The organism is Mycolicibacterium novocastrense, from assembly GCF_001499835.1.
Lineage (GTDB): Bacteria > Actinomycetota > Actinomycetes > Mycobacteriales > Mycobacteriaceae > Mycobacterium > Mycobacterium novocastrense.
Genome location: NZ_LQIH01000012.1, coordinates 302,884 through 326,234 on the forward strand (window position 1 = coordinate 302,884; position 23,351 = coordinate 326,234).

Below are 23,351 nucleotides of genomic sequence, written 5' to 3' on the forward strand. Positions count from 1 at the left end.
CGACATTAACCGCTCAGCGGTCCGGCGCCAGGATGAGGCCGCTGGTCGGGACGCCGGTGCCCGAGGTCACCAGCACGTGTTCGACATCGTCGACCTGGTTGTACGAGGTGCCACGGATCTGGCGGACGCCTTCGGTGATGCCGTTCATCCCGTGGATGTAGGCCTCGCCCAGGAGCCCGCCGTTGGTGTTGATCGGCATCCGGCCACCCAGCGAGAGTTGGTCGACCGAGACGAAGTCCTTGGCTTCGCCCCGTCCGCAGAATCCGAGTTCCTCGAGTTGAGTGAACACGAACGGGGTGAAGTGGTCGTACAAGAACGCGGTCGAGATGTCCTTGGGCTTCAATCCGGAGTTGCGCCAGAGCTTCTCGCCGACCACGCCCATCTCGGGAAGGCCGGTGATGTCCTCGCGGTAGTAGCTGGTCATCACCTCGCCGTCGTATGCGGCGCCCTGGGCCGCGGCCGTGATCACGGCGGGCGGCTTGGCGAGATCACGCGCGCGCTCGACACTGGTCACCACCATCGCGACCCCGCCGTCGCTTTCCTGACAGCAGTCGAGCAGACGCAGCACCGGCTCGATGATCCAACGTGATTCCTGATGCTGTTCAAGGGTGATCGGCTTGTCGTAGAACCAGGCATCGGGATTCTTGGCCGCGTGCTTGCGGTCGATGACGGAGATCTTGCCGAAGTCGGCGTTGGTGACGCCGTACGTGCTCATATAGCGCTGAGCGTGCAGAGCAACCCACGCCGCCGGTGTCATGAATCCGAACGGGGCATACGGGGCCATCCACAGCGGGGTGACACCGGGTTGGCGCCCGGCACCACCGAACCGAAACCCGGAGCGCTCGTTGAAAGCCCGATAGCAGACCACGGCCTCGGCCGCACCCGTTGCGACCGCCATCGCGGCCTGCATCACGGTTCCTGCGGCGGCGCCGCCCCCGTGCGGCACCCGGGTGAAGAAGGTGAGGTTCTCGATACCGACGTTGCGGGCGACCTCGATCTCTTCGTTCTCGTCGACGGAGAACGTCACCATGCCGTCGATGTCCTTGGGGCTCAGGCCCGCATCTTCGATGGCCGCCTTGACCGCTTCACATGCCAGTTGCATTTCGGTCCGGCCGGATTCCTTGGAGAATTCGGTTTGACCGATGCCGGCGAGCGCGGCCCTGCCGCCGATGCCGTCCTTAGCCACGCCTCGACTCATGCCTCGACGCCCTCGAGCAGGCTCAGCACCGCCGTGCCCTTGACGTGATCGCCCAGACTGTTGGCGCCCTTGAAGGTGACCTCGATGAGCCCCTCGCCGTCTGCCGAGGACTTGTCAGTGACGCTGCCTTCGAATCGCAGCGGATCGTTCGGATAGGCGGGCACCCCGAGCCGGATGGACAGCTTTTTGACCATGGCCTCGGGTCCCGCCCAGTCGTGTAGAAACTTCACACACAGTCCGTTGGTGGTCAGGATGTTGAGGAAGATGTCCTTGGAGCCTTGGGAATTGGCGAAGTCGCGGTCGTGGTGCACCGGCATGTAGTCACGGGACGCTATCGCACCGGCGACGATCAACGTGGTGGTGACGGGAACGTCGAGCGGCGTCACCTGGTCGCCGACGTTGACGTCGTTGAACGCGAGCGTGGTGGTGCGCTTCAGGGTCGAGGTCATTGGTTTGGTCCTTCCGCGTATGCGTTGCCGAGCCGGGACAGCTGCTGTGATGCCGAGCCGAGCGCGAGTTCAATCTGCTTGGCCCACAGGAAGTAGCGGGACAGGGGGTAGGTGACGTCGATGCCCATGCCGCCGTGTACCTGCTGGGCGGACGCGGTGACCCGCGCTCCGGCCTCGGCGGCCCAGAACTTGGCGATTGCTGCTTCGCGCTCGGCGGGCCTGCCTTCGGCGATCAGCCAGGCCGCATGCCACGTGGTCCAGCGGATCGCTTCGGTGTCGATGAATGCGTCGGCTAAACGCTGTTGTACGGCCTGAAACGATCCGATGGGGCGGCCGAACTGCTCACGTTCGCTGGTGTAGGACGCGGCCAGCTTCAGCGCACGGTCGGCGACGCCGATCTGCATCGCGCACAACCCCACCAGCGCTCTGCTGTACAGCGCGCGGACGATGTCGGCATCGGCTCGCTCGGTCAGCCGCGACCCGATGGCATCGGTCAATTCGACGTCGGCGAAGGGCTCGCCGTTGGTCGTGGGCGCCGCCGTCACATCTACGCCGGTGTCGCCTGTTTCGACGACGAACAGGCCGGGTCCGTCGTCCGTCGTGGCCGATACGACGATGGCCGACGCGATCTGCGCCGCGGGCACCAACTCTTTGGCGCCGGTGAGCCGCCAGCCCTGCCCGTCGGCCCGCGCGGTGGTCCGCGGCGCGGTCGGATCCGAGTTGCCCGGTTCGGCCAGTGCCGCGGTCAACAGGGTGCTGCCGTCGACCACCCCGGGCAGCCACCGCCGTTGAAGCTCCGAATCGCCATGCCGGGCAATGGTATCGGCGCCGAGGGCGAGCGTCGCGTAGACCGGGACCGGCGCAACGCTGTATCCGACCTCGCTGAGCAGCACGCCCAACTCGAGAAAACCTCCGCCGGTGCCGCCGACGGATTCGGGCAGCGCGATTCCGAGCAGGTCGGCCGACGCCAACTCGGACCACAGTGCGGCGTCATACCGCACCTCGCCGGCCTCGAGCGCGGTCAGATGCTCTGGGGTGGCGCGGTGCTCGAAGAGCTGTCGGGCGACCTTGGCGACGGTCTCCTGCTCCTCGGTGAAGGTGAAATCCATGTGTGGCTTCCTCTAGTTCAGCGCGCGGGCCGAAACTGGTGCAGCACCAGTTCTTCCCCGCTTGGCAGAGCCTCGAAGGTCTCGTAGAAGACTTCGACGGGCATTCCGACCTCAATCGCCTCGGGCTCGATATCGCACAGGTTCGACACGATGCGAACACCTTCATCGAGTTCGATCAGCGCGACGACGTAGGGATACTCGAGGAAGGGCAGCGGCGGGTACTTCGGCATCACAAAGCTGTAGACCGTGCCGCGTCCGCTGGAGACGACGTAGTCCCAGTTGAGCGACTGGCAGCTCCCGCACATCGGTCGCGGCGGAACGCGGAAGGTCTTGCAGTCGGTGCAGCGCTGGATGCGAAGCTCGTGGTCCTTGAGCCCGGACCAGAAAAACTCCGTGTCCGGACTGATCGAGGGGGCGAGTCTGCTGGCCATCAATCACTCCCACCCGTCTTGAACCGCAGCGTGCGGAACCACTGGCGGCCGATGACTTCACCGTTTTGATCGCGGTAGGTGGTCACCCATGTGACGAAGAACCCGTTGCCCATGGCCGTCTTCTTCTCATCGGAGATCGAGTCGAAAACCGTCTCGGAGGTGATCTCGTCTCCCACCCGCGGATAGCGCTCGATCTCGAATTCGGAGTTGGTCGCGATGATGCCGGTGTAGCCGGCGTCGGCGAGAAACTGCAGCGGATTCTCACCCTTCATCTCGATCGGCACACCGCCGCGCTCGTGGATGCCCTCCAGCTTCGGCGGCGGCATCGTCCAGGTCTGCAGCATCACCGGCGGCGACACGATGTCGCCGTAGCGGGAGTTCTGCGCGAACTCGGGGTCGAGGTAGGCCGGGTTCATGTCGTTCAGGGCGTATGCCCAGTGGCGAATCATCGCCGCATTCACCGGGTCCGGTGCGCGCACCGGCTTGCCGACACCGTCGGTGGGCTTGCCGATGAGCGCGTCGAGGCGTTCGCGCAGTTCGTCTTTCGCTGTGGTCACTGCTGGATTCCTTTCTCAGGACGCTCGCATGTCGCGGGGTGCGCGTGGCATCCCGAGGCCCGCCATGGCGATGATGTCTCGTTGTAGTTCGTTCGCGCCGCCTCCGAAGGTGTTGATGACGGCGAGGCGGTAGGCGCTTTCGAGTTCCCCCTTCAGAGGGGCGTCGGAGCCCCTGCGGGTGCCGGCCTGGCCGACGACGTCGAGAAGCTCGCGGGCCACCTGCTGGGTGAGCTCAGTTCCGAAAACCTTAGCCGCCGAGGCCTCTCCCATGCCGAGTGCGCCGGAGCTCATGTTGCTGTTGACCCGCAGGTTCAGCAACCGGTAGGCAGAGACCTGCGCCTCAACACGCGCGAGGGCCTGTTGCACCCACGGCTGGTCGATGACGCGTCCGTCGTCCAGCGGTGTGGTCCTGGCCCATTCCACGGTCTTGGCGAACAACGGTTCGAGTGCACCGAGGTTGCCGAGCGCCGCGCGCTCCAGGTTCAGCTGGTTGGTCACCAGCTTCCAGCCTTGGTTCTCGCCGAGCACGATCGCGCTCTCGGGTACCCGCACGTCGTCGTAGAACGTGTAGTAGGTCGACACACCGGGCATGGTGTGCAGGGGTTTCCACGAGAACCCCGGCGAGTCGGTCGGCACGATGAACACGGTGATGCCCTTGTGCTTCTTGGCTTCTGGATCGGTGCGGGCCGCCAGCCAGATGTAGTCGGCGAACTCCGCGCCGCTGGTGAACATCTTCGAGCCGTTGATGACGAACTCATTGCCGTCGCGCACCGCGGTCGTCCGCAGCGAGGCGAGATCGCTGCCCGCCCCTGGCTCGGAGTAGCCGATCGCGAAGTCGACGGTGCCCTTGAGTATCGCGGGAAGGAACTTCTGCTTCTGTTCCTCGGTGCCGTACTGAATCAGAGTGGGTCCGACGGTGTTGAGCGTGATCATCGGCAACGGCGCATGCACGCGGCGCGCCTCCTCGCTGAAGATGTACTGCTCCAGCGCGGTCAGTCCGCGTCCGCCGTACTCCACGGGCCATGCGACACCGAGCAGACCGGCCTCCCCGAGTGCGCGCCTGCATTCGGCCATCGCCGCGCCACCCTCCATCAGGCCGGAGACCGCCGCACGCCGCTCGGGGGTCATCACCGCCTCGAGGCGCTCCCGAAACTCCGCGCGGAGTCGCTCTTGTTCGGGGGTGTAGTCGAAGTCCATCACACACTCGCCTTCAGGCGCACCGGCATGCGTTTGACGCCCGGCACCATCGTGGCGCGCAGGCGGGTCACGTCCCCGGTCAGCTCGATGCTCGGATAGGTACCGAAGAGCACCTCGAACATGATCCTGGCCTCGAGCCGTGCCAGTTGCGCGCCCAGACACGCATGCTCGCCGGCGCCGAAGGCGATGTGCGGGTTCGGGTTCCGGGTGATATCGAACTCCTCGCTGGTGGGTCCGAAGATCTCCTCATCGCGGTTGGCCGCGCCGTAGAGCATCACCACCGTGTCGCCGGCCTGAATCTTCTGGCCGCGGATTTCGACGTCGGCGGTGGCCCTTCGCGCCATGTGCGTCACCGGACTGGTGAAGCGCAGCATCTCCTCGACCGCGCAGGTCAGAAGCGACGGGTCCGAACGAAGCAGTGCGAACTGATCGGGATGATCCAGCAGCACAGCCGTACCGAGCGCGATGAGATTGCGGGTGGTCTCGTTGCCGGCCACGAGGAGAAGGAAGGAGAAGTTGAGCAGATCGGCGTCGGTCAGGCGTTCCCCGTCTACTTCGGCGGCGGCCAGGATGCTCAACAGATCGTCCTGTCCGGAGACCTCGCCGGAGCGCCGGGCCTCGATCAACTTGGTGAAGTATTCGTACAGCTGACCGAGTGCGACCAGGTGATCCAGCTCGATGTCGGGGTCGGCGGTGCCGACGGCGGCATCGGACCAGGTGCGGAACTTTTCCCAGTCTTCCGGTGCGGCGCCGAGCATTTCGGCGATCATCCGGGTGGGTAGGGGAGAAGCGATCTCTTCGGCGAACTCGTACTCGCGAGAAGGATCGATGTCATTCACAATGCCGTCGACGATCCGCCGGATCGTGGGTTCCAGCAACGACACTTGCCGGCGGGTGAACCCCGCGTTGATGAGTTTGCGCAGCTGCCGGTGGCGCGGCGGATCGGTGAAGATCAGGTTGCCTTCTTGAACCGGCTCCGGCTGGCTGGGATCCGGAATGGTGATGCCGTGTGTCGACGAGAACAACATCGGGTGACCCGAGACGAAGCGCACGTCCTCGTACTTGGTCAGCGCCCAGAAGTTCGTGACGTCGTTCCACACCACCGGAGTCGTCGCGCGCAGTTCTCGGTAGGCCGGGTAGGGGTCGCCGGCGTAGAAGTCCGGAGAGTGCAGCGGATGAGCGGAGGTCGGTCGGGGCGTGGATTCAATGGGCACGCAGGCTCTCCTCAACACATGGGCCATCGGACAAATAAGACGTAACTGTCCGGTGAGACTGTGTCTACAGCACGCAAGATCACCGTGTCAATGTGCATTGCCGCAGGATAATTGCCACTAACGTTGACTATGCGGCTTTGGCCGGTGTACACACAAGGCGCAGATGTCGGGCATTTGAGTTGGGTGAGATGGCTCGACGGCCCGCAGCCGTAACTAGGAAGGTCCAGTGATCTGATGGCCGCATCCACCCTTGTCGACGACTACGACCTCTACATCAACGGCGGTTGGGTGAAGCCGGAGAGCGGCCGATACGACGTCATCGATCCGGCGACCGAGGCCGTCATCGCGTCGGCGCCGGATGCGGGGGTGGCGCAGGTCGAACAGGCGATCGCCGCCGCGCGAACCGCGTTCGACACCGGGCCGTGGGCGACGGCCACACCGCAGGAGCGGTCCCGGTGCTTGCAGCAGTTGAGCGATGCGTTGCTGGCCCATGGCGACGAGATCTACGCGCTCGCGCAGTCCGAGTGGGGTTGCACAGCAAACGAACGGTTGATCCACGTCGACGGTCCCGCATTCATGGCGGGACACTCCGCCGAACTGGCGCTCGAGCCGGCCGAGGCGCCGATGGACGCATGGGGGGCGGCGGGTACCACGCTGTTGCGGTACGAACCTCTCGGCGTGGTGGCGATCATGACGCCGTGGAACTTTCCCCACACCCTCAACGTGATGAAGGTGGGTGCGGCGCTGGCCGCGGGCAACACGGTTGTGCTGAAACCGTCACCGCTGACGCCGCTCGCCGGGTTGGCCCTGGCCCGGATCATCGACGACGAGACCGATATCCCGCCCGGAGTCGTCAATGTCGTCACTCCTACCGGCGTCGATGCGAGCAAGGTGCTGACCCTGGACCCGCGGGTGGACATGGTGAGCTTCACCGGTAGCTCCGCGGTCGGCCGCGACGTGATGGCGGGCGCGGCGAGGACGATGAAACGGATCCTGCTCGAATGCGGCGGCAAGTCGGCGTCGGTTCTGCTCGACGACGTCGAGGTCACCGACGAACTGCTCGAACGGTTGTTGTTCGAAGGGTGCACGCTGCATGCGGGGCAGGCGTGCATCCTCAACAGCCGGCTCGTGGTGCCCGCCGCGCTGCACGACGAGGTCGTCGGCCGGCTCGCCGAGAAGGCGCGAGCCGTGACGGTCGGCAATCCCGCCGAGGACGGGGTGGACATGGGGCCGCTGATCAGCAGCGAGCACCTCGAGCGGGTGGAAGGCTTCGTCCAGCGCGCCGAATCCGATGGCGCAAAGGTGGTCACGGGTGGCGGCCGTCCCCGAAGCCACTCGGGTGGGTTCTATTTCGAGCCGACGATATTGACTGATACGAGCCCCGATTCGTACATCGCGCAGGAGGAGGTCTTCGGGCCGGTGCTGACCGTGCTGCGCTATGACGGCGACGACGAGGCGGTGGCGGTGGCGAACAACTCCGCGTACGGGCTCGGCGGTGCGGTGTGGGGCACCGATGTCCAACGCGCCGTCGACATCGCACGGCGTATCAGGACGGGTCAGGTCTCGATCAACGGCACCATCCCCGGCGACGCCCCGTTCGGAGGTTTCAAACAGAGCGGCATCGGCCGTGAGGGCGGGGTCATGGGATTGCGTGCGTACATGGAGCCCAAGGCGATCGGGGTTCCGGCGTGAGCCCCGAAGGCGACGACGCGCGAGCATCGCAGCGAGTACCGCAGGAACGAGGAACGCAGCGAGGAGCGCAGCGGGGAGGAGTGGAGGCGTGAGCGACGCTTGCGAGCGAACCATCGATCCGGGCGAGGCCCTGGCCGGACTGCGGGTCGTCGAACTGGGCAGCGACATCGCGGCGCCGTACTGCACCAAGCTGCTGACCGACCTCGGCGCCGAGGTGTGCAAGATCGAGCCGCCGACGGGTGATCCGCTGCGCACGTGGGGGCCGTTTCGCGAAGGTTCGCGGGAGCACGGCGGGTTGTTCGAGTATCTCAACGCCGGAAAACGTGGCCTGACAGTCGATCTCGGAACGCCGCGAGGTGTCGAACAAGCCCACGAGCTGATTTCCGGGGCCGATCTACTGGTCGAGGATCTGCCCGCCGGGTCGGCCGAGCGATTCGACTGGGGACTCGACCGCGATTCACTGCAACAGATCAACAGCGGCCTCGTCGTCGTGAGGATCTCGGACTACGGGCAGGACGGTCCCCGCCGTGACCAGCCGTCGACGTCACTGACCTTGCAGGCGGCGTCGGGTTGGGTGAACCTCAGGGAGTTCGGCCGACCGCCCGTGCAGGTTGGAGCGCGCATACCCGAGTACATCGCCGGAGGCTACGCGGCGCTCGCGGCGCTGACCGCCCTGCGCATCGCGGACGCCGAACCGGGTCGCCTCGTGGAGGCCGACGTCTCGGCGTTCGAGTCGTTGTTGTGCACGCTGCCCTACCCGATGCTGATGGCCGAGCGACTGAAAAGCATGGGACTGCCGACGAATTCGAAGGCCGCACCGATGTTGGGCATCGTCCGCGCAGCCGACGGCTGGATCGGCATCAACTGTCTGACCGGGCAGCACTGGCTGGACGTCTGCGCGATGATGGGGCTCCCTGAATTCGGCGAACACCAGCTCGCGATCATGTTGGGCGGGCCCGAGCGCGATGAGTTCTTCGCGAAGGCGCAGCCCTGGCTGGACTCGATCTCCGTCGGTGACCTCGTCGAGCTGAGCCAGGCCATGCGGATTCCGGCCGCCCCCATCAACGATGGCTCGTCGATTCAGGACTGCCCGCAATACCGCGACCGCGGATTCTTCGTCGACGCCGGCCCGGAAGGGGCACGGTTTCGACGGCCGGGGGCACCGTTCCGGTTGTCGGGGACGCCAGTGGATGGGCCGCGACCCGCACCGACCCTGGGGATGGCTGGCACGCGGTGGGAGACACAGCGCAAACGCGCCGCCGGAAGTGAAGTATCGCAACCGTTCGCGGGGTTGAAAGTCTTTGACCTCAGCACATTTTGGGCCGGGGCGTATCTCACCTGCTATCTCGGCGCGTTCGGCGCCGACGTCGTCAAGGTCGAGTCGGTTCAGCGCCCCGACGGGCATCGGTATTCGGGTTCGCTACTGCGCAACAGCGACGACTGGTACGAGGTCGGGCCGTTGTGGCAGGGCACGAACCTCAACAAGCGCGACATCACCCTCGACCTCGGTACCGAGGCCGGCCGGGAATTGGCATTGCGACTCGCTGCCGACGCCGACGTGGTGATCGAGAACTTCTCGCCGCGGGTGGTCGAACAATTCGGGTTGGACTACGACTCACTCGTGGATATCAACCCGGGTGTGGTCATGGTTCGCATGCCCGGGTTCGGCCTCGAGGGTCCGTGGCGGGACTACGTCGGATGGGCCCTGAACATCGAACAGCTGGCCGGGATGTCCGCGGTGACCGGTTATGCCGACGGTCCCCCGTGCAACCTGCAGGGTCCGGCCGACCCGATCGCAGGCGTTCATGCCACGGTGGCGCTGCTCGCAGCGCTCGAACACCGGCGCCGAACCGGTGAGGGCCAGCTGATCGAGGTGGCGCAGATCGAGGTCGGCGCGGCGGTGACGGCCGAACCCGTCATCGAGTATTCCTTGACGGGACGTGTGCGCGAGCGCGAGGGCAATCGGCACCGCCGTTACGCACAAGGTGTGTATCCCGCTGCCGGAGAGGACGATTGGTTGGCACTGTCGGTGCGCGACGACAACGACTGGGCGGCCGTGACCGACGCGATCGGCCGCCCTGAATTGCGCGACGACCCGAGATTCGCGTCGACGGAGGCACGGTTGCGCCACCACGACGAGTTCGACGAGGTGATCGCGGAGTGCGCGGCCGCGCGGCAGGCCGACGATTTCGCCGAGGCGTTGCTTCAACGCGGTGTGCCTGCGCAGCGGCTGATGACCGGGGACCGGATGTACGACGTCGACCAGCTAGATGCACGCGGGTTCTATGAAGACCTGGACCATCGGATCGCCGGTCGGCAGCGGTACCCCGGATGGCCGTTCCGGATCACGCCGGGGCCGTCGCGGCATCACCGAACCCCCTCACCGACTCTCGGACAGCACAACGATGAGGTACTCGGCTCGCTTGGATTGAGCCCTGAGGAGATCGCCGCCCTGCGCGAGCGACGCGTCATCGGCGAACGCCTACTGAACGGTTAGCTTCGTCGAGATTGAAATGATGCAGGGAAAGTTCGAGTGAACCTCTGCATGAGTGCAATTTCGCGCTACGGCACCATCGCGGCGATGGTGTCGACGACGCAGGCCGGCCGTTCGGAGCCCTCGACCTCGACGGTGACCCGCACCGTGGCCCTCGCGCCGTTGTTGGTTCGGTCCACCTTGATCAGCTCTGCGCCCGCGCGGATGCGCGAGTCGACGGGAACGGGCGCCGGGAACCGGAGTTTGTCCACGCCGTAATTCACCTGCATCGACAAGCCGGTCACCTTGTAGATCTGTTGGACGAGAATCGGCACCAACGACAGTGTGAGATAGCCGTGGGCAATCGTCTTGCCGTAGGGCCCGTTCGCCGCCTTCTCGGCGTCCACGTGGATCCACTGGTGGTCACCCGTCGCCTCGGCGAACAGGTCGATCTCCCTCTGGGTGACCTGTCGCCATGCGCTGTACCCCAGATGCTCGCCCACGTGCTCTTCGAAAGCAGCGATCCCGTCGTACTCCGTCGGCGACGCGGTCGTCTGCGTCACGCCGGGACCTTTTGGAGGCCCAGTTGCTCGATGGCGTTGCCACCCATGATCTTCGCCTTCGTGGTCTCCGACAACCCCTCCAGCCGGTCGACGAAGCTCAGCGGATCGCCGATGCCCTCGGGGTGGGGGAAGTCCGAGCCGAACATCACGTGGTCCTCACCCATGATTTCGATGATTCCCTTGATGTCATCCTCGAGGAACGGGTGGATGTAGACGTTGCGCTTGAACACCTCGACAGGATGCTCGTCGAATTCCTTCGGCATCGTCCGGTACGCCTTGTCCAGCAGCCGCAAAAGGTTTCGCACCCAGCCGCTACCGTTCTCTACGACGAGAACCTTCAAGTCGGGGAAGCGCGAGAGCGCGCCGTGGCAGATCAGGGCGGCCAGGGTGTCCTCCATCGCTCGGAAGCCCATCACCACCTCGCGCAGCGCGCTGGGCTTGAACGACAGGTACTCGTCGCCGCCCTCCCATTCCATGAGGTGCTTCTGGTAGCCGCTGTCTGCCGCGTGGAACGTCACGGGAATGCCTGCGTCGACGACCTCCTGCCAGAACGGGTCGAACTCCGGCAGGCCCATCGAGCGCGAACCTCCGAACCGGCTCGGCACCGGGGCAGGCCGCACGAGGAAGGTCTTCATGCCGCGCTCGAGGCACCAGCGGAACTCCTTGATGGCCTCGTCGACCAGCGGCAGGCAGATCACCGGCGTGGCGAAGATTCGGTCTTGGTAGTTGAACGTCCAGTGTTCGTGCATCCACTCGTTGAGGGCGTGGATGATCGCATGGGTCAGGACGACGTCGTCGGTAGTGCGTTCCTCGATGAGGCTGGCCAGCGTGGGGTACATGACGCACTGGTCGATACCGAGCTCGTCCATCAGCTCCAGCCGGGGTGCGGGCGCCTGGAAGGCCGGGATGACATTCATTGGCTCCCCGACGAACTCGCGAAAGTTCAGTCCCTCGGGATTGTTGCCGAGGAAGTAGTCCTCGGCGCTGCCCGGGCGAGCAACGCGTTCGAACGTGGGGTTGGGGATCATATGGCTGATGTGGTCCTTGACGACCAGCTTGGGCCGCCCGTTGACCTCGACGTAGCCGACCTTGCCGCGGTGCTGCTTCGGCAGGTACTTGGTGAGCGCGTCGGTGGTCTCGTACATGTGGTTGTCGATGTCGAAGACCGGGTACGGCAGGGACCGGGGTGACATGTTGCCGACCTCCTAAGAGCAGCGAATATGATCATTTACGGCTAGTGAGAACGACGTTATCACCCTGCGTTGGTGACATCCATATCGGCTCAGCTGCCGACTTCCTTCCAGGCTTGGACGACGTCGTCCGTCGTCGTCACCGTCGCAAGCAGCGCCAACGAGTTGTCGATGACCGACTCCGCGTACTCGCGCGGATACCCGCTCACCGCATCGCGGGGCAGCACGAACTGGTAACTCCGGTTGACGGCGTCCATGACGAAGTTCGGGATGGCGATGTTGACCGAAACACCGACACCCACAATGGTTTTGATGTTCAAGTTCCGAAGGACCGAGTCGAGGTCCGTGCCGGTCATGGGCCCGACGCCATGTAGACGGGTGAGGACGATGTCGCTAGGGGTCTGATTCAGTTCCGGCAGTACCGAGGCGCCCGGGCTTCCTGGCGTCAGGTCTGCGGCGAAGGACTTACCCGCCATGAACAGCCTGGCGTTGGTGTTCGAACCGCGGTTGTCGGGGCGCTTCTGGATCAGGCAGTGCACCACTGTCACCCCGGCCGCGCGGGCCGCGTCGAGCAATCGCGCGATGTTCGGGATCGCCTCGCGGCGTGCCTCTTCTGCGAGCATCGGTAGACCGGCCTGCGGGCCGATCACTCCGCCCTGGCACTCCTGGGTGACCAGCGCGGTCGTGGCGGGATCGAGGAGGTCTTGCAGGCGTGGTTGCGGCATGAGAACACACATTATCGCGTGGCGGCAACTTGTGTTTACATCACCACGAGATGGATGGCCTTATGCGATGAACTCCTTGGCGAACGCCCGCGCGTGATCGATCACCTCGGCGCGGTTGGCGCCGGCAGGTGCGATGGTCAACCATGTCACGCCCATGGCTTCGAGCTTCGCGATGGTGGCGTGCCGTTCGTCGGCGGACTTGCTGTCGTCGAGCAGGTTCCCCGCCGAGAAACAGATGTCCAGCGGCTCGGTTCGACCGACTTCAGCAGCGTATTTCTTGGCCCACACGATTGCGGCCTCGAGGTCCTCGAGGGAGGAGATCTCCGCGGTTCGTGACGCCGCCGCGTAGCCGAAGGTGTTGAACGGCGCCCACCCCTGGGCGCGAGACACCGCGCGCCGCACAGCGGGCTTGCTGTTGCCGCCCACCCAGATGGGCGGGGCCGCAGGCAGCGGTCGCAGACGCACACCGCGCGCGGCGAATGACGACCCTTCGTAGGCGACGTCATCACCGGTCATCACCTGGCTCAGCACGTCGAGCGCCTCGTCCAGCAGCGCACCCCGGGCGTCGAAATCGATTCCGAGCGCCTTGAACTCCGGTTTCAGATAGCCGGCCGCCGTGCCGAGGATGAGGCGGCCGCCGGACAGGACGGCGAGGCTCTGAATCGACTTCGCACCCAGGAAGGGGTTGCGGTAGGCGGCGATGTAGACATTGGTCAGTAGCTTCACGTCGGTGGTGGCCGCTGCGGCGAACGAAAGCGCGACGAACGGATCGAGGGCGTGGTGCCCGCCGTGGTCGAGCCACTTGGCATCGGGCGCCGGGTGGTCGGTGACGTGTACGGCGGCCCATCCGCAGCACTCGGCGGCGCGCGCTACCTCGGCGATCGCTTCGGCATTGACGAATTCCGATGCCTCCTCCACCCGCTGAGTGGGGATTTCGAGCGAATATGAAACGGTCACGGTGGTCCTTCCGGCTAGTGGCTTGATGATGTGACGAGCTCTGCCAGGCGTTGCGCGTGGTAGTCGGGGGTACCGAAGATCAGCTGGGTGGCTTTCGCACGACGGACGTAGAGGTGGGCGTCGTGCTCCCACGTGAATCCGATGCCACCGTGGATACGCATGTTGTCCAGCGCCACCTGAAGAAACGCCTCCGAACAGGCCAACTTGGCCACCGAGGCCGCCACCGCCTGGTCCTCACCCTCGGCCAGGCCGGCGGCGTGCCGCACGGCCGAACGCGCCCCCTCGACCTGTACGAGCATGTCCGCGCAGCGGTGTTTGACGGCCTGGAAGCTGCCGATGGCACGGCCGAACTGTATGCGTTCTTTCGCGTAGCCCACGGCCATGTCGAGGCATCGCTGCGCCGCTCCGAGCTGTTCGGCGGCCAGCGCGATGACCGCGACTCGGTGTGCGCGCTCGAGGGCGGCCGCGGCGGCGCCGTCGGTACCGATGAGCCGCGCGGCGACGCCGTCGAAGGTCAGCCTTGCGACCTTGCGCGTCCGGTCGAGTGTCGCCAACGGTTCACGGCCAAGCCCGTCAGGGTCCCCGTCCACCGCGAACAGCGAGATGCCCGCGGCTGTATTCGCCGTTACCAGAACGGTATTCGCTGTGTGACCGTCGAGGACCAGTTCGGCGTTCCCGTGGAGCCGGTGGGAGGGGCCGTCGCTGTGTGCCGACAGCGTAACGGCGTCGGAGTTCCATGGATCGAGGCGTCCGTTGAAGATCACGGTGGCGGTCCGTGACCCGTCGAGGACTGCGGGTAGGTACTCCTGCATCGCGGCCGCGTCACCGCTGGCGAGCAGCGTCGGGATCGCGAGCGCCACGGTGGAGAAGAACGGGGCGCACAGCAGCGCCGCGCCCATCTCTTCGAAGACGACCGCGAGTTCGGGCAGGCCCGCGCCCGCCCCTCCGAACTCTTCGGGCACGGCGATCGCGGCCAGCCCGAGGTCGGCGGTCAGCTCGCGCCAGACCCGCTCGTCATAGCCGGTAGGAGAATCCATCGCGGCTCGCACGGCGCTGCTCGGCGACCGGGTGGTGAGGAAATCGCGAACCGCCTCGCGCAGGTCGCGGTGATCGACCACCTCAGCCGTAGACATGCACACCGTCCACGCCAGCTACGGCGAATACCGTTGGTGCAGTCATGTTTTCCTTCCGCACTGACGCGGTGACCTGCGACGAGGCGACCGATCCGACGGCGACACCATCCGATCGAAGGTAACCCCGGATAGGCATTACCGATCGAGGATAGTATCTTTTCCTGAAAGAGAGAATAAGCATTCTCGCATGAAGGAGCGGCGCGGTGACGACCATTGACTACGGCATTTTCGACTGCGACACGCACTGCTATGAGACGCGCGACGCTTTCACCCGATATCTACCCGAGGAGTTCAAGGACCGAGCCATCACGACGGTGCGGGGCGCAGACGGTGTGGAGGTGATTCTCGCCGGTCACCGCGTCGCGACGTTCAACAGCGAAGGCGGCCTCGGCCTGGACGTGGCGTATCGCCCCGGTTCGCTCAAGGAGATGCTGCGCCAGATGGGCTCGGGCAACCCCGAGGAGTCCTACGAGCCACAGCCCATGCAGCCGGAATACATCGAACGTTCCGCGCGGCTCGCGGTGATGGCCAAGCAGAACGTCGAGCGGATGGTGATATATCCGAGCGGAATGGCGCTGGCCGCCGAACACTACGTCGACGACACGGCGGCGCTGTACGCGAACCTGCGGTCGTTCAACCGCTGGATCGACGACGAGTGGGGCTTCGACTTCGAGGGCCGCATCTACGCGACCGCACTGTTGTCCCTGCGCGACCTCGACTCCGCGATCGCCGAGACCGAGGCGATCATCGCCGAGGGTGCGAAGTTCGTGATGCTGCCGACCGGGCCCGCCTACGGGCGGTCGCCGGGCGATCCTTATTTCGATCCGGTGTACGCCCGGCTGCAGGAGGCCGGCTGCGTGCTGGTGTACCACATCATGCCGTTCTGGTACTTCAATGCGATCTCGCCTGCCTGGGGACACAATCCCGACCCTGCGTCGTGGCACATGTCGGCATGGCAGTGGATGAACATCTACGGTCAGCGGCCGATCGAGGACACACTCTCGGCGTTGATCTTCGACAACCTGTTCGGCCGCTTCCCGAAACTGAACGCGTTGGTCGCCGAGCACGGCGCCGAATGGGTGCCGTTCTTCCTCAAACACATGGACAAGAGCCGCGGCATGGGCCGCAACGGCCCGTGGATCGGAGGCAAGCTGACCGAGCGGCCCTCGAACATCTTCCGGAAGCACGTCCGCGTCGTGCCCTACCCCGAGGACGACATCCCGGGCATCGTCACCAGCCTGGGTTACGACGACGTCCTGGTGATGGGTTCGGATTTCCCGCACGCCGAGGGCCTGGCCGAACCGGCGGACTTCCTCAAACTCCTCGACCCGCTCGACGACGCGGCGAAGCGGCGCATCATGCGCGACAACGCCGAACAGCTGCTGCTGCGGAGCTGACCACCGGTGGGCACTGAGGGAGATGCCGCCCTCGACGATGCAGTCGACATCGAATTGGTACGTGGCGCGGCGCGAGACTTCCTGGCCGGGTGCGGAACGCGCGACTCCCTCAAAGACCTCGCCGCGATGGACTGGACGGGACTGCTGGTCGACGAGGATCTCGGCGGCAGTGGGTGGCGCCCGGTGGAGACGACGGTCATCGCAGAGGAACTCGGCCGGTCGGGAAACTCGACGCACTGGCTCGGCAGCGTCATCGCTGCTGCGGCGTTGAGTTCGGCCCCGCCCGAGACACGTGACCGGTGGTTGCCCGCCATGCTGGACGGGACGGGCGCGGCGGCCTGCGCACTCGCCGCTGATGTCACGCGGGTGTCGGGCGCTGATTCGGTGGACATCATTGTCACGTTCGGCACCAGCGGAATTCAGCTGTTCGAGGCGGCGAACACCCTGCCACGGGAAGTCGACGAAGAGCTGTTGGACGTCAACCGGCCGGTATGGCGTGTCGACCTCTCCGGAGCGCAGAGCACGCCCATCGATGGACCCGAGCGAGCGGAGCAACTACTCGCACTGGCCAGGGTCCTGCTGAGTGCGGATTCGCTCGGCGCACTGTCGGCCACCTTCGAGCGGCTGGTCGCCTACCTCAAGGAACGAATCGCCTTCGGCGCGCCGATTGCGAGTTTCCAAGCGGTACAACACCGTTTGGTCGAGCTGTTGGTGTTCGAGGCCAAGGCCCGCGCAGTCCTCACCAAAACCGCCCGCGCGCTGTCCGCCGACGGCGCCACGAGCGATGCGGTCACTCTGTCCGTCGCTGCGCATTCCTTCATCGCGGCGAACACGACGGCGGCCGTCGACGAGTGCATGCAACTTTCGGGCGGCATCGGATTCACCTGGGAATACCCGCTGCATCATGAACTGCGCCGAGTGTTCACGAACGCGTGCCTGCTCGGGACGCCGCGTTCCAGCCGCGCCCTGTTCGCCGACAGGGCCGGCTGGTGAGCGCCCCGCGGACCCGGCCCACCGAGGCCGAGCTTGCCGAGTTCCGGGACCGCGTCCGGGCACACATCGCCGAACACGCACCGCCGTTCGAGGCCCGAGAGGGACACCGGGCGCCGGAGACCGGCGAGCAAGAGGTACTGCTGCGCACATGGTTCGCCTCGCTGTTCGACGCGGGATTCGTCGGCGCGGACTGGCCCGTCGAATACGGCGGCCGTGCCGATCACCATCCCCTGCACGATCGGATCGTCTCCGAGGAGATCCTGCGTGCCCGCGCTCCGCGCCCCGTCGATCAGGTCAACCTGGCCGCCCACGTGCTGTTGCATTTCGGAACCGATGAGCAGAAATCCGCTCTGCTGCCGCCGATCCGGAGCAGCGAGCACGTCTGGTGCCAGCTGCTCAGCGAGCCCGATGCGGGCAGCGATATCGCAGCAGTGCGCTGTAAGGGCACCCCGCGGCCCGACGGGTCATGGGTGATCGACGGGCAGAAGACGTGGATCACCGACGGGCACTGGGCCGACATGGGCCTGGCCCTGATCCGCACCGACCCGACGTCGTCGCGTCATCACGGACTGTCGGCGTTCATCGTGCCGTTGAACGCACCGGGTGTCGAAATCCGCCCGATCCGCACGATCAACGAGGCGATCGAGGTCAACGAGGTCTTCTTCGATGATGTGACGATCCCTCCCGACAGCCTGATCGGGGAGCCCGGCCAGGGTTGGTCGATCATCATGGCGGGCCTGGACTTCGAACGGTTCGGCATCGGCGGCAACGTCATCCTGCTGGAACTTCTGATCGACGATCTGGTCACGGTGGCCCGCCACGGTCGCATCGACGACATGCCGGCACTGCAACACGCCGACATCCGGCACCAGGTCGCGGAGTTGGCCGTCGAGGTCGAGGTGGCGAAAGCCTTCATCGACGACCATGTCGAACGGCTGGTGGCCGGCGCCGAGCAGACAGGCGACGGTTCCATCGCTAAGCTCAGTTTCGCCGAGACGTATCACCGGGTTTCGGCCTACGGCGCGCAGCTGTCGACGATGGTCTGCACCCTCGCCACCGATCCGGATGTGGCGCTTGCTAAACAGCGTTTGAAAGAATGCTGGCTGTGGTCCCGTGCATACACCGTGTCCGGTGGCAGCTCTGAGATGATGCGCAACATCCTGGCCAAACGACGCCTCCTACTGCCGACTCACTGATGGCGCAAACCTATTGGGGTTTGATCCAAGCGGCGGCCCAGAACCACCCCGACCGCGTCGTACTCGTCGACGACTACGGTCGCAGCCTGACGAACAGCCAGTTGCACGATGCGGCGGAACGCACTGGCGCGGCGTTGTTCGAACGTGGGGTCACCAGAGGCACCGTCGTGACGTGGCAGTTGCCGACCACTCTGGAGACGATGGTCGTGATGGTGTCTTTGACCCGTCTCGGCGCGGTCCAAAACCCTGTGTTGCCGATCTGGCGCGAGAGCGAAATCCGTTTTGTGACTAGCCAGCTCGGTGCGGAGGTCTTCATCGTTCCCGGTGTCTGGCGCGACTTCGATCATGTCGCGCTCGCCGACGAGTTGGTACGCGAACGACCGATGACGGTCGTGATCGTCGACCACAGCGCGCCGATCACCGGCGAACTCCGCCTGCCGTCGGGTGATCCAGCGCTTCTGCCGGCGCCGCCGACGGACGCCGAGGAAGCGCGGTGGGTGTACTACTCATCGGGCACGACCGCGGCACCGAAGGGTATCCGGCACTGCGACCGCTCGGTGATCGCCGGGTCGGCCGGGGTGGTGGGCATGTTCGGCGCCTCGAACAACGACATCAACCCGATCGCGTTTCCGGTCTCGCACATCGGCGGCGCCGCGATGCTGGCCGCCAGCCTGCTGACCGGTATGCGCCTGGTCCTGTTCGACACCTTCGATCCGGTCGCCACGCCGAAGGCCGTCGCCGCGCACCGTCCGACGATGCTCGGTTCGGCGACCCCGTTCTTCGTCGCCTACATGGCTGCGCAGCGGCAACATGGCCCCGAACCGCTCTTCCCCGATCTGCGCGGGTGTGTCGGGGGCGGCGCGCCGATCACACCCGAGCTGGGGCGCCAAGCGCGCGAGATGCTTTCGGTAGCGGGAATCGCGAACTCGTGGGGCCTGACCGAGTTTCCGGTGGTGACCTCGCCGCCGCCGGACGGGGCACCGGAGGTTTTGGATCACACCGTGGGACGGCCCGTTCCGGGGGTTTCCATACGCGTGGTCGACGAAAACGAGCGCGAGGTAGGAGTCGGCGAGGAAGGAGAATTGCGCCTCAAGGGGCCCCAGTGCTTCCTCGGCTACGTCGATGCGTCACTGGACGCCGACGCCTTCGACGCCGACGGGTGGTTTCGCAGCGGTGACCGAGGACGGATCGACGACGACGGCAACGTCGCGATCACCGGGCGCATCAAGGACGCCATCATCCGCAATGCGGAGAACATCTCGGCGCTGGAGATCGAGGGCGTCTTGGCCAGCCACCCTGCGGTCGAGGACGTCGCAGTCATCGGAGTACCGGATCCGCGCACCGGCGAACGGGTGTGCGCCGTCGTCGTCGCCCGACCCGGCACCGAGGTGACGTTGGCCATGCTGGCCGAACACTGCCGGGCGCAGGGGCTGAGCAAGCACAAATCTCCAGAGAGCCTGCAGCTGGTGGATTCATTGCCGCGCAACCTCACCGGCAAGGTCTTGAAGAACGAGTTGCGCGCTCAACTCGGCGGACCCGGTTAGACGCCGATCAGTTGTTTGAGGTTGCCGCCCATCACCCGGGCGGTGGTCTCGGCGGGCAGGCCCTCGAGTTCCTTGACGAAATCCGCCGGTTCTGCGAGGCCCTCTGGATGCGGGTAGTCCGAACCGAACATCACGCGGTCGGCGCCGAGGATGTCGATGAGGTGCGACATGTCCTCCTCATGGAACGGGTTCACCCAGACATGTCTGCGGAAGGCGTCGCTGGGATGCTCGCTGAAGTCGTACGGCCGCTTGCGGTAGACGCGGTCGAAGACGTCGAACAAGCGGTGCGCCCAGGAGCCCCCGTTCTCGATCACCCCGATGCGTACCCCGGGAAAGCGCTCGAACACCCCGTGAGCGATGAAGGCAGCGAGGGTATCGAAGATATTGCGGCTCTCCTCGTAGATGAAGCCTCGCAGCTTGCTCAGCGCGAATCCGTTGAATTCCGCTGGGTCCTCCCAGTCGTCGACGTAGCGCTCATAGCCGGAGTCCGAATTGTGCATCTGCACCGAGATGCCCGACGACTCGACCAGTCGCCAGAAGTCATCGAACTCGGGCAGGGCGGCCGAGCGCGACGTGCCGTCTTCGCGCGGAACCGGGGCCGGGCGGATCAGTACCGTCCTGGCGCCGTTGTCCAGGCACCATTCGAGCTCTTTGACACCCAGTGAGGGATCGTTAAGGGAGATGGCTGGGACGGGGAAGATCCGGTTCTGGTAGTTGAACGTCCAGTCCTCGAGCAGCCAGCGGTTGAAGGCGTGGGTGATCGCGTGGGTGAGTTCGGTATCCGACTTCGTGCGTTCCTCGAGCATGCCCGCCGTGGTCGGGAACATCACCGCGCCGTCGACACCCTGACGGTCCATCAACGCTAGCCGCAGGTCGGGGCGGCGGAACTCGTCGGGACATCTTATGGGCGCGGCCAGCTCCCGCAGCGTCTTGCCTTCTGGATTCACGCCCCGGAAGTAGTCGGCCCACGCGCCCGGCGTCGGGATCACCTCGTAGGTAGGGTTCGGGATGGTTTCGGTGATTTCACCGAGGATCTGTAGTTTCTTGCGACCCTTGATGTCGACGAATTTCAATGCCTCCGAGTACTTCTCCGGCAGGTACCGTGTGTAGGCGTCGATGGTCTCGTACATGTGGTTGTCGGCATCCCACACCTCGAACTGTTTGGCGCTCACGCGTCGACTCCTCTCGGGACCCTGCATCCAGCAACGGTAACGATGTTATCGCGAAAAGAGAAGACGCATTCTCACCGGGCAGGTCGTAGCGACAGGGAACCGCTTACCTTAGGTGAAGGCCGGAGCCACAAACCGTCGAAGCATCTCCCGTTCCGTGCCGGGGTCCGAGGGAGGCCAGAACGCCAACGACACGACGATGCGCACGATCCACTGCGCCGCCAGCGGATCGTCGCCTGTGATGCCGGTGAGGTCGGCGGCGAGCCGGCTGAGCATGGGAGACGAGTGGAGGTCGGCCAATCCCGGTGCCTTCGGTGCGTGGAGCGCGAGCTTGCGAATCGGGTCGGATCTGATCTGCTCGAGGGCGACGTCGATCGCGGCAGTGACGCGATCCGCGCCGCTGAGTCCGTCGACCGCGTGCCGGACCTTTTCGATCACGCCGGCCGCGAGCCGCATGATAACCGCGTCCCGAATCTCGGCCTTCCCTCCCGCATACCGGTAGACGGTCGCTCGCGAACAGTGCAGCCGCGCGGCGAGCTTGTCGATGTCGAGGGCATCGAGCCCGTCGGAGATGATCAGCTCGGTCGCGGCGGCATGGATCCGGTCCGTAGCCGCGGTGCGGCGGTCGCGGCCCATCACCCAATCGCCGGGCACCGGCACCAGCCTCCTCGTCTCTGAACGACCATGATCTCAAATTTGAGACAAACCCCAGCGCTTGTTCGAGTATTTCCGCAGCTGGCGACAGCACGGTGAGACATGAGCGTGCCTAATCACCGATAGCGCATTTCGACTTCGTCTGCATCCGTTGACGCGATACGAGGTCGTCACCCAGCGTCGAGGCATGAATGTTGTGGATGGCGAGCTCGGGATCGCGCTGTTCGACGATCGGTTCATCCAAGACCCTGCGCCGCTGTACGCGCGGATGCACCAGACCGGACCCGTCCACCGGATAGGCGAGAGCGGATTCTTCGCCGTCAGCGGCTGGGATGCGGTGAATGAGGCGATCGCGCGATGCGACGACTTCTCGTCGAATCTGACGGCCACGATGACATTTCAGAACGGCTCGGTATCGGCATTCCCGATGGGCGAGCTCGGCGGAGCAACACAGGTACTGGCGACCGCTGACGATCCCTCACACGCAATCCACCGCAAGACGCTGTTACCTCAGTTGGCCGCCAAACGGATTCGCAAACTGGAGCCGTTCATCGCAGGCACGTCCGCCGGGATCTTCGACTCCTGTGTCCGGGGCGGCGAGATCGACTGGATGGCGGCCATGGCGAACCGGCTGCCGATGATGGTCGTCTGCCGAATCATCGGTGTTCCCGACTCCGATGTCGACATGCTCATCCGGATGGGCTACTCCGCCACCCAGTTCGTCGAAGGACTGGTGACCGAGGAACAACTGGCGGTTGCGGGTAAAGACGTCATGGAACTCGGCGCCTACATCACCGAGCAGTTCGGACGGGCGAGGGCCGGCGCACAGGACAGTCTGCTCGGCGATCTGGCCGCGGCGTGTGCGGAGGGAATCGTGGACCACACCGGGGCCCTGGCCATGATGATCACGCTCTTCAGTGCGGGCGGGGAATCGACCGCGTCCCTGATTGGCTCCGCTGCCTGGATCCTGGCCACGCAGAAACACATTCAACGGCAGCTGCGCCATCGTCCTGAACTCCTCGGTGCCTTTCTCGAGGAGGTCCTTCGCTTCGAACCCCCGTTCCGGGGCCACTATCGGCATGTCACGAACGACACTGAGTTGTGCGGCGTCGAGCTCCCCGCCGGATCGCGGCTGTTGCTGCTGTGGGGTGCGGCCAATCGCGATCCGGCACATTTTGACGAACCTGACACGTTCCGACTCGATCGGGCGGACGGCAAGGGACACATCGCATTCGGTAAGGGCGCGCACTTTTGTGTAGGGGCATCATTGGCGCGGTTGGAAGCCAGGATCGTGATCGACCAACTGATCCAGCGCACCGCGAACGTCGATGCCGCGGACGTCGGCCGCTGGCTGCCGAGCCTGTTGGTGCGCCGGCTCGAGCGACTGGACCTCGTGCTCGCTGGGGGCCGTTGACGACAGCGGCGCCAGGGGCTGATGAAATGCCCACCGCAACGCCCAATGTCTGTCCGACGACGCAAACCCCGAGGGGGCCAGCTCGGCCGTGCGGGC

21 protein-coding genes are annotated in these 23,351 nt (G+C 65.3%); 7 read left to right on the forward strand and 14 right to left on the reverse strand.

All coding sequences use genetic code 11. The features are described from left to right. Window positions 1–13: 13 nt before the first annotated feature. Genes AU072_RS11700 through AU072_RS11730 form a run of 7 tightly spaced genes read right to left on the reverse strand, consistent with a single transcriptional unit; the run spans window position 14 to window position 6,113 of the window. Entirely contained in the window at window positions 14–1,186 is a 1,173-nt protein-coding gene (locus AU072_RS11700) for a lipid-transfer protein (RefSeq protein ID WP_407937599.1), read from the reverse strand. Window positions 1,187–1,194: 8 nt separating this feature from the next. Then, the gene (locus tag AU072_RS11705) at window positions 1,195–1,647 is read right to left on the reverse strand and encodes a MaoC family dehydratase (RefSeq protein ID WP_064413923.1); all 453 of its coding nucleotides are present in this window, start codon (window positions 1,645–1,647) and stop codon (window positions 1,195–1,197) included. After that, a complete protein-coding gene (locus AU072_RS11710; RefSeq protein ID WP_064413924.1) occupies window positions 1,644–2,756 on the reverse strand; it encodes an acyl-CoA dehydrogenase family protein in 1,113 nt (370 codons plus the stop codon). The genes AU072_RS11705 and AU072_RS11710 overlap by 4 nt, the downstream gene beginning before the upstream one ends. 17 nt (window positions 2,757–2,773) lie before the next feature. Further along, window positions 2,774–3,187: a Zn-ribbon domain-containing OB-fold protein gene (locus AU072_RS11715; protein WP_064413925.1), complete on the reverse strand. Its 414-nt coding sequence runs from the start codon at window positions 3,185–3,187 to the stop codon at window positions 2,774–2,776. Continuing rightward, window positions 3,187–3,744, reverse strand: coding sequence for an FAS1-like dehydratase domain-containing protein (locus AU072_RS11720; RefSeq protein WP_064413926.1), 558 nt, complete (start codon window positions 3,742–3,744; stop codon window positions 3,187–3,189). Before AU072_RS11720 ends, AU072_RS11715 begins: the two co-directional genes overlap by 1 nt. Window positions 3,745–3,759: 15 nt before the next feature. Continuing rightward, window positions 3,760–4,941: an acyl-CoA dehydrogenase family protein gene (locus tag AU072_RS11725; RefSeq protein WP_064413927.1), complete on the reverse strand. Its 1,182-nt coding sequence runs from the start codon at window positions 4,939–4,941 to the stop codon at window positions 3,760–3,762. Further along, the gene (locus AU072_RS11730; protein WP_082680860.1) at window positions 4,941–6,113 is read right to left on the reverse strand and encodes a cytochrome P450; all 1,173 of its coding nucleotides are present in this window, start codon (window positions 6,111–6,113) and stop codon (window positions 4,941–4,943) included. Before AU072_RS11730 ends, AU072_RS11725 begins: the two co-directional genes overlap by 1 nt. A 276-nt stretch (window positions 6,114–6,389) precedes the next feature. On the opposite strand from AU072_RS11730, the gene AU072_RS11735 reads away from it, so the two are divergent. After that, a complete protein-coding gene (locus tag AU072_RS11735; RefSeq protein ID WP_064413928.1) occupies window positions 6,390–7,847 on the forward strand; it encodes an aldehyde dehydrogenase family protein in 1,458 nt (485 codons plus the stop codon). Window positions 7,848–7,986: 139 nt separating this feature from the next. Next, on the forward strand, window positions 7,987–10,344 hold the full coding sequence (locus tag AU072_RS11740) for a CaiB/BaiF CoA transferase family protein (RefSeq protein WP_064414048.1): 2,358 nt from the start codon (window positions 7,987–7,989) through the stop codon (window positions 10,342–10,344). Between the two features lie 65 nt (window positions 10,345–10,409). Here AU072_RS11740 and AU072_RS11745 read toward each other — a convergent pair whose 3' ends face one another. The 5 genes from AU072_RS11745 to AU072_RS11765 all read right to left on the reverse strand — a co-directional run bounded on the left by AU072_RS11745 (window position 10,410) and on the right by AU072_RS11765 (window position 14,888). Next, a complete protein-coding gene (locus AU072_RS11745) occupies window positions 10,410–10,883 on the reverse strand; it encodes a MaoC family dehydratase (RefSeq protein ID WP_064413929.1) in 474 nt (157 codons plus the stop codon). Beyond that, window positions 10,880–12,076 carry an amidohydrolase family protein gene (locus AU072_RS11750; protein WP_064413930.1) on the reverse strand — a complete coding sequence of 399 codons (1,197 nt, stop codon included), beginning with the start codon at window positions 12,074–12,076 and terminating at the stop codon, window positions 10,880–10,882. The genes AU072_RS11745 and AU072_RS11750 overlap by 4 nt, the downstream gene beginning before the upstream one ends. 89 nt (window positions 12,077–12,165) lie before the next feature. Next, a complete protein-coding gene (locus tag AU072_RS11755) occupies window positions 12,166–12,798 on the reverse strand; it encodes a cysteine hydrolase family protein (protein WP_064414049.1) in 633 nt (210 codons plus the stop codon). A gap of 60 nt (window positions 12,799–12,858) precedes the next feature. Then, on the reverse strand, window positions 12,859–13,755 hold the full coding sequence (locus AU072_RS11760) for a TIGR03619 family F420-dependent LLM class oxidoreductase (protein ID WP_064413931.1): 897 nt from the start codon (window positions 13,753–13,755) through the stop codon (window positions 12,859–12,861). Window positions 13,756–13,769: 14 nt separating this feature from the next. Continuing rightward, a complete protein-coding gene (locus tag AU072_RS11765) occupies window positions 13,770–14,888 on the reverse strand; it encodes an acyl-CoA dehydrogenase family protein (RefSeq protein ID WP_064413932.1) in 1,119 nt (372 codons plus the stop codon). A gap of 203 nt (window positions 14,889–15,091) precedes the next feature. Between AU072_RS11765 and AU072_RS11770 the strand changes: the two genes are divergently transcribed. From AU072_RS11770 to AU072_RS11785, 4 genes are read left to right on the forward strand one after another with little or no spacing between them, the layout of a single operon-like run. Beyond that, window positions 15,092–16,285 carry an amidohydrolase family protein gene (locus tag AU072_RS11770; protein ID WP_064413933.1) on the forward strand — a complete coding sequence of 398 codons (1,194 nt, stop codon included), beginning with the start codon at window positions 15,092–15,094 and terminating at the stop codon, window positions 16,283–16,285. A 6-nt stretch (window positions 16,286–16,291) separates the two neighbouring features. After that, window positions 16,292–17,278: an acyl-CoA dehydrogenase family protein gene (locus AU072_RS11775; protein ID WP_064413934.1), complete on the forward strand. Its 987-nt coding sequence runs from the start codon at window positions 16,292–16,294 to the stop codon at window positions 17,276–17,278. Beyond that, window positions 17,275–18,474 (forward strand): acyl-CoA dehydrogenase family protein, encoded by a 1,200-nt coding sequence (locus tag AU072_RS11780; protein WP_064413935.1) that lies wholly within the window; start codon window positions 17,275–17,277, stop codon window positions 18,472–18,474. Before AU072_RS11775 ends, AU072_RS11780 begins: the two co-directional genes overlap by 4 nt. Next, complete coding sequence (locus tag AU072_RS11785; RefSeq protein WP_064413936.1) at window positions 18,474–20,018, forward strand: class I adenylate-forming enzyme family protein; 1,545 nt, start codon at window positions 18,474–18,476, stop codon at window positions 20,016–20,018. Before AU072_RS11780 ends, AU072_RS11785 begins: the two co-directional genes overlap by 1 nt. Here AU072_RS11785 and AU072_RS11790 read toward each other — a convergent pair. Both AU072_RS11790 and AU072_RS11795 read right to left on the reverse strand, forming a co-directional pair. After that, window positions 20,015–21,148 carry an amidohydrolase family protein gene (locus AU072_RS11790; RefSeq protein WP_235629889.1) on the reverse strand — a complete coding sequence of 378 codons (1,134 nt, stop codon included), beginning with the start codon at window positions 21,146–21,148 and terminating at the stop codon, window positions 20,015–20,017. The two genes, AU072_RS11785 and AU072_RS11790, sit on opposite strands and share 4 nt — an antisense overlap. 150 nt (window positions 21,149–21,298) lie before the next feature. Further along, entirely contained in the window at window positions 21,299–21,823 is a 525-nt protein-coding gene (locus AU072_RS11795; protein WP_064414050.1) for a TetR/AcrR family transcriptional regulator, read from the reverse strand. A 205-nt stretch (window positions 21,824–22,028) separates the two neighbouring features. Here AU072_RS11795 and AU072_RS11800 point away from each other — a divergent pair, with 205 nt between their 5' ends. Beyond that, window positions 22,029–23,255, forward strand: a complete 1,227-nt coding sequence (locus AU072_RS11800; RefSeq protein WP_064413938.1) for a cytochrome P450 — start codon at window positions 22,029–22,031, stop codon at window positions 23,253–23,255. Window positions 23,256–23,351: the final 96 nt, after the last annotated feature.